This window comes from Rhodococcus jostii NBRC 16295, assembly GCF_001894825.1.
GTDB classification, from domain to species: domain Bacteria; phylum Actinomycetota; class Actinomycetes; order Mycobacteriales; family Mycobacteriaceae; genus Rhodococcus_F; species Rhodococcus_F jostii.
In genome coordinates, this window is record NZ_BCWY01000038.1 from 57,199 (window position 1) to 69,486 (window position 12,288).

Genomic DNA, 12,288 nt, shown 5'->3' on the forward strand with positions numbered 1-12,288 from the left:
GCCGTCGCTTCACAATCACCCGCCAAACAGGAGAATCATGTTCATCAAGCGTGCCGACCAGCTGGAGCCGGAGATCGTCCACGACACCGGGGCTGTCTACTGGATCGTCCCCGAAGGGTCCATGCGCGACGAGACCGAAGGGGCATCCTTCTTCGACTTCGTCTCCGAATTCACCGTGCAGCCCGGTGCCCAACTCCAGCCGCACTACCACGACACTTTCGAGTTCTACTACATCCTCTCCGGTCGGGCGATCATGCAGATCGAAGACGAGGCCAACCATGTCACGCGGGGTGACCTCGTCAAGATCCCGCGAAATGCTCGGCACACCATCTGGCCGACCGGCGACGAGGAGATCCGCGCACTCTGCTTCTCGACGTCCTTCCAGGCCTCGGGCGAGCGATTCGTCCCCTGCGATCTGCCGCGGGTCGAACCCGAGCAGAGCCCCGAACCCGTTCGGCCCTGATGAATTCATCTACACTGAATTATCAATCACACTGATGTGTGATTCATGCAGTCTCATTGACGAGACTCTGCTTCAGCAGGCTCGCCTCGCGAGAGCATGAAGTGATGGTGGACAGTGCGTCAGCGAGAACGGGGCCGGGAGTGGACGAAGCAATTGGTGTTGCCTTCAAGCAGGCGCGTCTGCAGAAGAAGATGTCCCTGCGCCAGGTAGCGGAGCAGCTCGGAATTTCGACCAGTTTGCTCTCGCAGGTCGAGAATCAGAAGACTCAACCCTCCGTCAAGACGCTGTTCGGACTGGCCGCGGTGCTCGGAGTGTCACTCGACGAGATCGCAACTGGTGGTATCGGATTGGACGGCGCAGAGGTCAGACTCGCGCAGAACCAGGACGCGGCCGCCGGTATCCAGCGCGCAACCGACAACCCCGTTCTGGAGATGGAGAAGGGGGTCCGTTGGGAGCGCCTGGCGACAGCCGGACGCACCGACATCGAACCCCTCTTCGTCACGTACGAACCGGGCGCTTCGAGTTCTGTGGACGGCAAGCTGATGCGGCATGCAGGGGTGGAGTTCGCTTACGTCCTCGAGGGCACTCTGCGGCTCAAACTGGATTTCGACGAGCACGAACTCCGAGCTGGAGATTCGTTCTGTTTCAATTCGTGCCGGCCACATCTCTTCTACAACGCCGGCGATGTTGCTGCACGCGGTGTCTGGTTCGTCTTCGACAGTGCGAGTCAATCGAGTGATGTGAACGCGCTGAACGGCGCGTTGCGGCCCACCGGCACCGATGCCACCCGAAGCACGTCGCCCCACGCACCGCTTTTCGGCGGCCTGTAGGCGCTTCGCGCTCGTGCGCCTTTGTGGTTGCGGGAACAACCAGAAAGGCGCACGAGCGCCGAAGGCGCCTACGCCAGTGCCTGCTCCAGGTCGGTCAGCAGGTCGGCGGTGTCCTCGAGCCCCACGGACAGTCGGACGACACCGTCGGTGATGCCCACTGCCGCACGACCTTCCGGGCCCATCGCCCGGTGGGTGGTGGTGGCCGGATGGGTGATCAGCGACTTGGAGTCGCCGAGGTTGTTGGAGATGTTGACCAGGTTCAGACCGTCGAGCAGTTCGAAGGCCCGCTTCTTCGCTTCGCCCTCGGAGGCGTTGAGAGCGAACGTGACGACGGTGCCGCCGCCGCTCATCTGCCGCGTGGCGAGGTCGTGCTGGGGGTGCGATTCGAGGAACGGGTACTTCACCCAGTCGACGGCGGAGTGGCCTTCGAGGAACTGGGCGATCTCGAGTGCGGAGCCGACGGAGTGCCGCACCCGGATCGGCATCGTCTCGAGTCCCTTGAGGAGCGTCCACGCGTTGAACGGGCTCAGCGCCGGCCCGGTGTGGCGCATGAGGTTCTGGACGGGACCCTCGATGTAGTCCTTCGGCCCGAGGATCGCCCCGCCGAGCACCCGGCCCTGGCCGTCGATGTGCTTGGTTCCGGAGTACACGACGATGTCGGCACCCAGCTCCAGGCTGTGCTGCAGCAGGGGGGTCGCGAACACGTTGTCCAGCACGACCTTTGCGCCGGCGGCGTGCGCGAGTTCCGCCACCCGGGGAACGTCGACGAGCGTCTGCATCGGGTTCGACGGCGTCTCGAAGAACACCACGGTGGTGGGCTCGGACAGAGCCTTCTCCCACTGGTCGAGGTCTTCACCGTCGACGAACACGGTCTCCACACCCCAGCGGGGCAGGATCTCGTTGCACACCACGAAGCAGGAGCCGAACAGGCTGCGCGCGGCGACCAGACGGTCACCCGCCTTCAGCAGTGCGCCGAGCGCGGTGAACACCGCGGACATTCCGCTGGCGGTGCCGAAGCATGCCTCCGCGCCTTCGATCAGGCGGAGCCGCTCCTCGAACATCTTCACGGTGGGGTTGCCGTACCGCGAGTAGACGAAGTGGTCGATGTCGCCGGTGAACGACGCCTCGGCCGCTCCCGCGCTCTCGAACACGAAGCCGGAGTTCAGGAAGATCGCTTCGGACGTCTCCTCGAAGCCGGAACGCAGGGTTCCTCCGCGCACACTGATCGTGCCCTGGCCGATGTCGTCCGGCAGCGCCTTCTGAAACGCGCCACCTTGAGGGATTGCACTCACCACTGCCTCCACGGCAGGCCCAGCGCCCGCCAGCCGACCGCCCCACGATGTCCTTCGGCGTCCAAGGCGCCTTCGAAACCGTCGAGCACGTTGTACGACGGGCCGATGCCCGCCGCTGTCGCGGCTTCCGCCGCACCGATGGACCGCTGTCCGGAGCGACACAGGAAGATCACCGGGGCGTCCTCGCCACCCGCGATCCCGGCCTCCTTCAGCTGGTCCACGAAGTTGTCGTTACGAGTGCCCGCCGGGTAGCTGACCCATTCGATCAGCACGGTCTTCCGCCCGAGCGAGGAGGTGTCGGGGACTCCGACGTACTTCCACTCGGCGTCCGTCCGCACGTCGACCAGCACCGCGTCGGGATTCTCGCGGAGCAGCTCCCAGGCATGCTCCGGCGTTATGTCGCCTGCGTAACTCACCATGTCAGCTTTTCACAACCCCGTTCGGTGTGCCCTCCCGGGCAACGGTCAGTCGCAGACGACCCATGTCTCGCCGTCCCGCGTCAATTGCCAGGTGTCCGTCGTCTCGCCCTTGCCGTCGTCGGCGCTGACCCGGACCTCCGCCCGGGCCCGGTCACCGTTGACCTCGGACGACTCGACCCCCTTCAGCGTGACCTCGCCTTGCCGGTCCCGGAGCACCGACCGATCGTCGGACCAGGTCGAACAGACGAGAGCCTTCTGCAGATCGGCGTCGTCGTGGTTGTGGGCCTGGATGAAGTCGGCGACCGAACGGTTGATGCGGTCGGCTTCCGTGACGTTCTCGTCGGCGGGCGAGAGCAGGCTGGACACGACGATGGCGACCAGGATGACGACGATGACGGTGACGGCGGCGATGAACGGCACCGCCGTGGTGCGCCGGGGATCCACCGGATCTTCTGCGCCTCCCGCGTCGCGCTGAGGCGATTCGCTCGAACCGGACATGACTTCCCTTCGATCTCGGCGTGGCCACGAGTGTATAGAGCAGCCCCTACAAATCGTGTTTGTGACCCCCCAACGTGAAGGCGACTACCCTCTACAGGCGTGCGTCCCGAGAATGGGCTCTGCCCTGTCTGCCGCACCTCGGCCACCCGATTAGGCTGGGCTTAATTTAAGCTGAGGTTTCGTTGTCCGCCCATCAGAAGGTAGTTCGCTCCAGATGACTGATCAGACACGTCCGTTGCGCGTTGCGATCGTGGGTGCCGGCCCCGCCGGTATCTACGCAGCCGACGCTCTCATGAAATCCGATGCCGCGTCTGACGGCGGGATCAGCATCGACCTCTTCGAGCGGATGCCGGCCCCCTTCGGTCTGATCCGGTACGGCGTCGCCCCGGACCACCCGCGCATCAAGGGCATCATCACCGCCCTGCACAAGGTGCTCGACAAGCCGTCGGTCCGCCTGCTGGGCAACATCGACTACGGCAGCGACATCACCCTCGAAGACCTGCACAACTTCTACGACGCGGTGATCTTCTCCACCGGCGCCAACGCCGACCGCGCCCTCAACATCCCGGGCATCGAACTCGACGGCAGCTACGGCGCCGCCGACTTCGTGTCCTGGTACGACGGCCACCCCGACGTGCCGCGCACCTGGCCGCTCGAGGCCGAGAAGGTCGCCGTCCTCGGCGTCGGCAACGTCGCCCTCGACATCGCGCGCGTCCTCGCCAAGACCGGCGACGAACTGCTGCCGACGGAGATCCCCGCCAACGTCTACGAGGGACTCAAGGGCAACAAGGCCGTCGAGGTCCACGTGTTCGGTCGCCGCGGTCCCGCGCAGGCCAAGTTCACCCCCCTCGAGCTGCGTGAACTCGACCACTCGCCGACCATCGAGGTCATCGTCGATCCCGAGGACATCGATTACGACGAGGGCTCCGAGCAGGCGCGCCGCAACTCCAAGCAGGTCGACATGGTCGCCAACACCCTGCAGGACTGGGCCATCCGCGACGTGGGCAACCGCCCGCACAAGCTGTTCCTGCACTTCTTCGAGTCGCCCACCGAGGTGCTCGGCGAAGACGGCAAGGTCGTCGGTCTGCGCACCGAGCGCACTCAGCTCGACGGCACCGGCAACGTCAAGGGCACCGGCAAGTTCAACGACTGGGACGTGCAGGCCGTGTACCGCGCCGTGGGGTACCTGTCGCAGAACATCGCCAAACTCCCGTTCGACGAGCAGGCCGGCACCGTCCCGAACGAGGCCGGGCGCGTCATCTCCGACGACACCGCCGAGGGCAACGACCGGTTCATGCCGGCCACCTACGTCACCGGCTGGATCAAGCGTGGCCCCGTCGGCCTGATCGGCCACACCAAGGGCGACGCCAACGAGACCGTCGCGAACCTGCTCGAGGACCGGGCCGGTTTCCCCGAGCCCGCCAACCCGGGTGAGGACGCGATCATCGACTTCCTCGAGGGCAAGCAGGTCCCCTACACCACCTGGCAGGGCTGGTATCGCCTGGACGCGCACGAGCGCAGCCTGGGCGAGCCCGAGGGCCGTGAGCGGATCAAGGTCGTCGAGCGCGAGGACATGCTCAAGGCCAGCGAGCCCGACAAGGCCTGATCTTCCGAATCGGCGCGAAGGGAACCTCCTGCGGGGAGGTTCCCTTCCGTCGTCTCAGACCAGGTGCGCGTCTCAGACCAGGTGCGCCGACAGCGCACGCAACGCCGTGAGCAGTTCCTCGGCCGACATCGCGTTGTCAGGGTCCACCAGCCACTGCTCGGCGACCCCGAGCAACAACGCCTGATACAGCGCGCCCAGCGTGTGCGCCCGGCCGGGCGCGATCCCCGCGTCGCCGAACAGTTCGACCAGGCCGTCGCGGGCATCGGCGGTGGACGCCACCAGGTTCTTTCTCAATTCCGGCAGGGAGTCCAGGTGCCCGAGCAGCTCGAACTGCAGCATCCACAAGCGACGATGGGCGGTGAACGACTCGATGACACCGCTCCAGATGGCCTCGAACCGTTCCGCCGGACTCATGCCGGGTTCGATCTTCTTCGCCGCGGCGGCCGCGAGGTCGTCGCCCCAGCGTGCCATCTCCCGGTACAGGACGGCATGCAGCAGCGCGTCCTTGGTGCCGAAGTGGTAGCCGATTGCCGCGAGGCTCACCCCGGACGCCGATGCGATGTCCCGGGCCGTCGTGCGCGAGTACCCCTTCTCGTACAGGCTGCGCGTGGCGCCGTCGATCAGGTCCTCGCGATTTCCCATGACGCCAGCCTAGAGAGTGCCGGACGGGCGTGTACGACGCTCGTACCAGCACTCGTGGACGGCTCCGGCACGCGGCCGGTGCCCCGGACAAGGCAGGATATAAGTCGTGTTTGACGCCCACGTTCACATCATCGATCCCCGGTTCCCGGTGGTCGAGAACCACGGCTACCTCCCGGAACCCTTCACGATCACCGACTACCGGTCGCGCACGGAAGGCTTCGGGGTGGACGGCGGCGCCGTCGTCACCGCGTCGTATCAGGGCACCGATCAGAACTATCTGAAGGCGGCGCTCGAGGAGCTCGGCCCCAGCTGGGTCGGTGTGACGCAGATGGAGCCCGACGCCACCGACGAGAGCATCCTCGAACTCGACCGCGCCGGGGTCCGGGCGGTCCGGTTCAACCTCCGGCGCAGTGCGACCGACGTCAAGCTCCTCACCAAGCAGGCTCTGCGGGCGTACGAGCTGGCCGGCTGGCACGCCGAGTTCTACGTGGACGCCACCCTGCTGCTGTCGCTCGAGCCGGTGTTCGCCAAGCTCCCCGCCGTGTGCATCGACCACCTCGGAATGTCGACGCGGGGTCTGCCGTACCTACTCGATCTCGTCGATCGAGGTGTGCGGGTCAAGGCCACCGGGTTCGGGCGGACCACCATCGAGAACGTCGGCGACGTGCTCCGCAAGATTCACGCCGTCAACCCGGAGGCGCTGATGTTCGGCACCGACCTGCCGGGCAGCCGGTCCCGAAGAGTGTTCCAGGACAGCGACATCGACATCGTCGCGCAGGCGGTGGGCGACGACTTCGACACAGTCATGGGCGGCAACGCGCGCGCCTGGTACCGCTGCGACACACCCGCAGGAACCTGTTAGCAGCCGTCCATCTGCACGCTGTTCATCGACGCCATCTCGACCACCGGCGGCGTCTGCGGCTGCGACACCAGCCACATGTTGTAGTTCTGCATCTCGTCGCAGTCCAACTGTTCGCGGCGTTCCTGCCGCCGCTCACGCTGCCGATCGTCCATCTGGTCTTCATTCCGGTCGACGGCGATGGCCCCGGTGGACGATCCGTTGGCCTGCCGTTCGAGCCCGCGGACGCCGTCGTTGGTCATGATCCAGCCGAGGGTGTAGTCGGCACCGTCGCGGTTGGTGGTGGCGCGGAACATGCCTTCCTCGGCAGCGGCCGGGTGGGCCTGGAACGCCCTGTCGGGCATACCCGGCGCGCTGACCTGCCCCGTCACGGTGCCGTCACTCATCGACGCGGTGAGTGTCGCCCCGTCCGGCGAGGACAGCGTCGCTTTGTCGCCGTCCATCGTGCCGGTCATCCACGTCCACATCTGGTCTCCGTCGCACAGGAAGGCGATCATGTCGTCCCCGGACCTGGCCAGCGCGATGTACGCGTCGGTTCCGTCGACCGAACCGACGTAGGTCGGTTCCACCTGCGGGGTCATCACGAAGGGGGACGGAACCTTCTCCATCATGTTCGACGCGGGCGCCGCTTCACCGCTACTCGTGGCCTCGGCGGCGCTCGTCGTACTGGCTGCGCTGGTCGCCGAAGAGTCGGACGAGTTGTCGCCGCAGCCGCTCAGTGCGAGGGTCGCGGCAGCGAGGGGCGCCAGGATCCAGGTCGTCTTCTTGTTCACGGCGCATTCCTCCGCTAGCCGGGAAGATCAACATCCGCATTTCATCATCGCAGGTGGAGGACACTTCTGGATACCCCTCGGCGACGATTTCGCGTGACCTACGTTGCGACCACCGCAGCGAGCCACACCCCGGCGGCGATCAGGGCGCCCAGCAGTTCGATGAGCATCGACAGCCCGACGGCCTTGCAGGCGTGCCACGTCGACGCCCACGCGCGGTTGTGCGAACGCAACCGGTAGATCTCGGCCACATACGTTCCCGCGATGAACCCGAGGAACAACCCGACCACGGGAACGACGAAGAACCCCACGATCCCGACCAGGCCGCCGACGATCAACGACGTGTTGGGCACTCCTGCGGTGCGCATCCGCTTGCCCGGCCAGGTGTATTTGACGACACCGCTGACCACAAGGAAGACCGTGGCCACCGCAAACACCGTCCACGCTGTCGCACCGCCGGTCATGATGGTCCACACCAGGATTGCGGCGAAGATGAGGATGGTGCCGGGCAGGATCGGGACGACGATTCCGACGAGCCCCACGGCGATGGCCAGGCCGACGAGGACTTCTGCGCCCGGACTCACGCGACCGGCGTGACGCGCGAGGCCGCATCCCGCGCGCGACTACGCGCGGTCTCGACGTCCGGTCCGGTGGACACGGCGACGCCCATCCGCCTGCGCACGAAGCTCTCCGGTTTGCCGAACAGCCGCAGGTCCGTCTCGGGCACGGCCATTGCGTCGGCGACGCCCTCGAAGCCGATGCCGACCGCGTCGACGCCGCCGTAGATCACCGCGGACGCACCGGGCGAGGTCAGGGTGGTGTCGACCGGCAGTCCGAGGATGGCGCGGGCGTGCAGTTCGAACTCCGAGAGCCGTTGCGTCCGAAGGGTTACCAAACCGGTGTCGTGGGGGCGCGGGCTGACCTCCGAGAAGTACACGTCGTCACCCTTCACGAACAATTCGACCCCGAAGATCCCGCGGCCGCCGAGCGCCGACGTCACCTTCTCGGCCACCTCCCGCGACCGGGCGAGCGCCGTGTCACTCATCCGCTGCGGCTGCCACGACTCCACGTAGTCACCCGAATCCTGCAGGTGCCCGATGGGTTCGCAGAAGAAGGTGCCCACCTCGCCGTCGGCCCCGAGTGCCCGGACGGTGAGTTGCGTGATCTCGTAGTCGAAGTCGACGAATCCTTCCACGATGACGCGGCCGTGGTTGATGCGGCCGCCCGCGAGTGCGTAGTCCCAGGCCTTCTCGACCTCGCCGGCGCCGCGCACCGTCGACTGTCCCTTGCCGGACGACGACATCACCGGCTTGATCACGCAGGGAAAGCCGATGCGGTCGGTGGCCGCCCGGACCTCCCCGAGCGATTCGGCGAACTCGTAGGGCGACGTCGGCAGCCCCAGTTCCTCCGCCGCGAGGCGCCTGATGCCCTCGCGGTTCATGGTCAGCTGCGTAGCCCGCGCGGTGGGGATGACCACCGCGGTGCCGCGTTCCTCGACCGTCGCCAGCGCATCGGTCGCGATGGCCTCGATCTCGGGAACCACGAAGTGCGGCTGTTCCGCCTCGACGAGACGCAACAGCGCATCCGGGTCGCTCATGTCGATCGTGTGCGCACGGTGCGCCACCTGGTGGCCGGGCGCGTTGTCGTAGCGGTCGACGGCGATGACCTCGACCCCGAGCCGTTGCAGGGCGATGATCACTTCTTTGCCCAGCTCACCCGACCCGAGCAGCATGACGCGGGTCGCGCCTGCCGTCAGAGGAGTACCGAACCGTCCGGGTGCCTGTTCACGCATGGTCACAACTATATGCGGGCGCCGCTGCGGGTCGGCGCCTACTTCAGCAGGCGCGACATCCGGCGGTCGGCGAGCACCTTGCCTCCGGTCTGACACGTCGCGCAGTACTGAAAAGACTTCTCCGCGAACGACACTTCCCGGACGGTGTCGCCGCAGACCGGGCAGGGCAGGCCGGTCCGGGCGTGCACGCGCATCCCGGATCGCTTCTCCCCCTTCAGCCGCGCCGCGTCCTGGCCGAGCGACCGCTGGACGGCGTCGGCCAGCACGGAGCGCATCGCGTCGTACAGCACGTGCACCTGGTCTTCCGGCAACGTCCGGGACGTGGCGAACGGGGAAATCTTTGCGGTGTGCAGGATTTCGTCGGAGTACGCATTGCCCACACCCGCGAGCAGCGACTGGTCGACGAGCGCATTCTTGATCCGCGCCGACGTGGTCGACAGCAGCGCCGCGAACTCGGGTTCGGCGACGGCGAGCGCGTCGGGTCCGAGCCGGGCTATCCCTTCGACCTCCTGTGGGTCGTGCACCACCCACACGGCGAGCCGCTTCTTGGTGCCCGCCTCGGTCAGGTCGAACGCCGGGGTCGCGCCCTCGGGGGTGAAGAAGTGGACCCGCAGCGCCAGCGGGCCCTTCCCGGGTTTCGGCGGTGCCGCGGACGGGTTGTCGGTCCAGCGCAGCCAGCCCCCGCGCGACAGGTGCGTGACGAGCCACAACCCGGCGCAGTCGAGTGCGAGGTGTTTGCCGAACCGGGCCGCGCCGGTCACGTCGCGGCCCTGGAGCGCCGTGATCGGGGGGTCGAACGTCTTCAGCACGCTCAGCGCCGCCACGTCCACGCGGCCGACGACCGCTCCCACGGCGTGTGCACGCAGGAACTCGGCTAACGCCTCCACCTCGGGCAGCTCGGGCATGGTCCCAGGCTAACGGTAGGTGAGTGGCAAAGTGTGCTCCTCCACACTTTCCCACTCACCTGCGGAGGAGGTAGGTGTCCATGATCCAGCCCTTGCGTTCACGCAGTTCGGCGCGCACCCGCTGGATCTCGTCCTCGACGTCGCGCAGGCGGCCGGAGATCAGCACCTCGTCGGGGGTGCCGAGGTAGGCGCCCCACCAGATCTGGACGTCGTCGCCGGGGACCTGTGTGAACGTGCAGTGGGCGTCGAGCATGACCACGGCGTTGTCGACGCCGTCGGGCAGTCCCTCGGCGAGGCGACGCCCGGTGGTGACGTGGACGGGTTCGCCGATCCGGTTGAGCACGATCCGGTGCTGCGCGGCGAGCGACTGCACGCTGGTGACGCCCGGGATCACCGAGTAGTCGAACGACACGTTGCCGCGGGCGAGCACGCGTTCGACGATCCGCAGTGTGCTGTCGTACAGCGACGGGTCGCCCCACACGAGGATCGCCCCGACCCCCGGCTCGGACGCGAACTCCGCCTCGAACAGTGCCGCCCGCCGCTCGTGCCAGACGTCCACGACGCCCTCGTAGTCGGACGGTGTGCGGTCGCGGGGCGGATCGACGATGTCCACGACCCGGTACGGGCCGGTGACGTGCTCCGCGAGGATGCCGGTGCGCAGGTCTACGAGGTCCTGCTTCTCGTCGCCCTTGCCGATGACGAAGAACACATCGGCCTTGTTCATCGCCTTGATCGCCTGCACCGTCACCTGGTCGGGGTCGCCGGCGCCGATGCCGATCACGAAGAGTTCACGCATGTGCGCAGGCTATCGCTCGTGCGTGCTCGAGGAGTCCCTGGACCCGCAAACCACGCACGGGCGGCGGAGCCGCCTAAACTGGTCGGCGTGACTGTGCCGACCCCGTACGAAGACCTGCTCCGACTCGTCATGGACACGGGCACCCCGAAGGCCGATCGCACCGGCACCGGCACGAAGAGCGTCTTCGGTCATCAGATGCGCTGGAACCTCGCGGACGGGTTTCCGCTGATCACCACCAAGAAGGTGCACCTCAAGTCCATCGTCTACGAGCTGCTGTGGTTCCTGCGCGGCGACTCCAACGTGAAGTGGCTCCAGGACAACGGCGTCACGATCTGGGACGAGTGGGCGGATGCGGGCGGCGAACTGGGACCCGTCTACGGCGTGCAGTGGCGCAGTTGGCCGACGCCGTCGGGCGAGCACATCGACCAGATCACCCAGACGATCGAGACGCTGACGTCGAACCCGGACTCGCGGCGCATCATCGTGTCGGCATGGAATGTCAGCGACATCCCGCAGATGGCGCTGGCGCCGTGCCACGCGTTCTTCCAGTTCTACGTCGCGGACGGCAAGCTGTCGTGCCAGCTGTACCAGCGCAGCGCCGACCTGTTCCTGGGCGTGCCGTTCAACGTCGCGAGCTACGCGCTGCTCACCCACATGGTGGCGCAGCAGACGGGGCTCGAGCCGGGTGACTTCATCTGGACGGGCGGTGACTGCCACATCTACGACAACCACGTCGACCAGGTCACCGAGCAGTTGAGCCGGGAACCGTTGCCGTATCCCACGTTGAAGCTGACCAAGCGCGATTCGATCTTCGACTACACGTTCGAGGACGTGGAGATCGTCGACTACCGCCACCATCCCGCCATCAAGGCGCCGGTGGCCGTCTAGTGGCGTCCCGGCAGGTCACACTGGTGTGGGCCCAGGGCGTCGACGGGGTCATCGGCCGCGACAACACCATCCCGTGGCACGTCCCCGAGGACATGGCGTACTTCAAGAGGGTCACCGAGGGGCATCCGGTGGTGATGGGCCGCCGGACGTGGGATTCGCTGCCCCGGCGGTTCCGTCCCCTGCCCGGGCGACGCAACATCGTGATCAGTCGTCAGGCCGACTGGACCGCGGAGGGGGCCGAATCCGCCGACGGGATCGAATCCGCGCTCGCCCTCACCGACGAGGACGTGTGCGTCATCGGCGGTGCCCAGATCTACACGGCGGCAATGCCGTTCGCCACCCGACTGTCGGTCAGCGAGATCGACGTCGCGGTCGAGGGCGACGCGTGGGCGCCGCCCATCGACGACTCCTGGCGTGCGCAGGACACCGGTGAGTGGCTCACGTCGGCGAAGAACGGCACCCGCTACCGATGGATCACCTACACGAGGGCATTACCTCCGAGGTAATTGAGAGCATTCGGCTTCGGCG

General features: G+C 66.8%; 15 protein-coding genes. 6 read left to right on the plus strand and 9 right to left on the minus strand.

Going from position 1 to position 12,288, the window contains the following annotated elements:
* The first annotated feature begins 37 nt into the window (after window positions 1-37).
* Together RJ1_RS23805 and RJ1_RS23810 are read left to right on the plus strand one after the other, a co-directional pair.
* Complete coding sequence (locus tag RJ1_RS23805) at window positions 38-463, plus strand: cupin domain-containing protein (protein WP_073364494.1); 426 nt, start codon at window positions 38-40, stop codon at window positions 461-463.
* Window positions 464-603: 140 nt separating this feature from the next.
* On the plus strand, window positions 604-1,293 hold the full coding sequence (locus RJ1_RS23810; protein ID WP_240319773.1) for a helix-turn-helix domain-containing protein: 690 nt from the start codon (window positions 604-606) through the stop codon (window positions 1,291-1,293).
* A 68-nt stretch (window positions 1,294-1,361) separates the two neighbouring features.
* Here the strand turns inward: RJ1_RS23810 and RJ1_RS23815 are convergent, their stop codons facing one another.
* From RJ1_RS23815 to RJ1_RS23825, 3 genes are read right to left on the minus strand one after another with little or no spacing between them, the layout of a single operon-like run.
* Entirely contained in the window at window positions 1,362-2,585 is a 1,224-nt protein-coding gene (locus tag RJ1_RS23815; RefSeq protein WP_083400725.1) for an O-succinylhomoserine sulfhydrylase, read from the minus strand.
* Window positions 2,582-3,001 (minus strand): rhodanese-like domain-containing protein, encoded by a 420-nt coding sequence (locus RJ1_RS23820; RefSeq protein ID WP_073364559.1) that lies wholly within the window; start codon window positions 2,999-3,001, stop codon window positions 2,582-2,584. Before RJ1_RS23820 ends, RJ1_RS23815 begins: the two co-directional genes overlap by 4 nt.
* 48 nt (window positions 3,002-3,049) lie before the next feature.
* Window positions 3,050-3,502, minus strand: coding sequence for an Rv0361 family membrane protein (locus tag RJ1_RS23825; protein WP_073364497.1), 453 nt, complete (start codon window positions 3,500-3,502; stop codon window positions 3,050-3,052).
* A 214-nt stretch (window positions 3,503-3,716) separates the two neighbouring features.
* Between RJ1_RS23825 and RJ1_RS23830 the strand changes: the two genes are divergently transcribed.
* Window positions 3,717-5,108, plus strand: coding sequence for an FAD-dependent oxidoreductase (locus RJ1_RS23830; protein ID WP_073364498.1), 1,392 nt, complete (start codon window positions 3,717-3,719; stop codon window positions 5,106-5,108).
* 72 nt (window positions 5,109-5,180) lie between these two features.
* Here RJ1_RS23830 and RJ1_RS23835 read toward each other — a convergent pair whose 3' ends face one another.
* The gene (locus RJ1_RS23835) at window positions 5,181-5,750 is read right to left on the minus strand and encodes a TetR/AcrR family transcriptional regulator (RefSeq protein ID WP_073364500.1); all 570 of its coding nucleotides are present in this window, start codon (window positions 5,748-5,750) and stop codon (window positions 5,181-5,183) included.
* 106 nt (window positions 5,751-5,856) lie between these two features.
* On the opposite strand from RJ1_RS23835, the gene RJ1_RS23840 reads away from it, so the two are divergent.
* Window positions 5,857-6,612: an amidohydrolase family protein gene (locus RJ1_RS23840; protein ID WP_073364501.1), complete on the plus strand. Its 756-nt coding sequence runs from the start codon at window positions 5,857-5,859 to the stop codon at window positions 6,610-6,612.
* Here RJ1_RS23840 and RJ1_RS23845 read toward each other — a convergent pair.
* The 5 genes from RJ1_RS23845 to cobF all read right to left on the minus strand — a co-directional run bounded on the left by RJ1_RS23845 (window position 6,609) and on the right by cobF (window position 10,872).
* The gene (locus tag RJ1_RS23845; protein WP_073364503.1) at window positions 6,609-7,382 is read right to left on the minus strand and encodes a hypothetical protein; all 774 of its coding nucleotides are present in this window, start codon (window positions 7,380-7,382) and stop codon (window positions 6,609-6,611) included. The two genes, RJ1_RS23840 and RJ1_RS23845, sit on opposite strands and share 4 nt — an antisense overlap.
* 98 nt (window positions 7,383-7,480) lie before the next feature.
* Window positions 7,481-7,963, minus strand: coding sequence for a DUF456 domain-containing protein (locus tag RJ1_RS23850; protein ID WP_073364505.1), 483 nt, complete (start codon window positions 7,961-7,963; stop codon window positions 7,481-7,483).
* On the minus strand, window positions 7,960-9,171 hold the full coding sequence (purT, locus tag RJ1_RS23855; protein ID WP_073364506.1) for a formate-dependent phosphoribosylglycinamide formyltransferase: 1,212 nt from the start codon (window positions 9,169-9,171) through the stop codon (window positions 7,960-7,962). The genes RJ1_RS23850 and purT overlap by 4 nt, the downstream gene beginning before the upstream one ends.
* 38 nt (window positions 9,172-9,209) lie before the next feature.
* Window positions 9,210-10,076 (minus strand): Fpg/Nei family DNA glycosylase, encoded by an 867-nt coding sequence (locus RJ1_RS23860; RefSeq protein ID WP_073364508.1) that lies wholly within the window; start codon window positions 10,074-10,076, stop codon window positions 9,210-9,212.
* A gap of 55 nt (window positions 10,077-10,131) precedes the next feature.
* Window positions 10,132-10,872 carry a precorrin-6A synthase (deacetylating) gene (gene cobF, locus RJ1_RS23865; RefSeq protein WP_073364509.1) on the minus strand — a complete coding sequence of 247 codons (741 nt, stop codon included), beginning with the start codon at window positions 10,870-10,872 and terminating at the stop codon, window positions 10,132-10,134.
* A gap of 87 nt (window positions 10,873-10,959) precedes the next feature.
* Between cobF and RJ1_RS23870 the strand changes: the two genes are divergently transcribed.
* A complete protein-coding gene (locus RJ1_RS23870; protein ID WP_073364511.1) occupies window positions 10,960-11,760 on the plus strand; it encodes a thymidylate synthase in 801 nt (266 codons plus the stop codon).
* On the plus strand, window positions 11,760-12,266 hold the full coding sequence (locus RJ1_RS23875; RefSeq protein ID WP_073364513.1) for a dihydrofolate reductase: 507 nt from the start codon (window positions 11,760-11,762) through the stop codon (window positions 12,264-12,266). The genes RJ1_RS23870 and RJ1_RS23875 overlap by 1 nt, the downstream gene beginning before the upstream one ends.
* The last annotated feature ends 22 nt before the right edge of the window (window positions 12,267-12,288 follow it).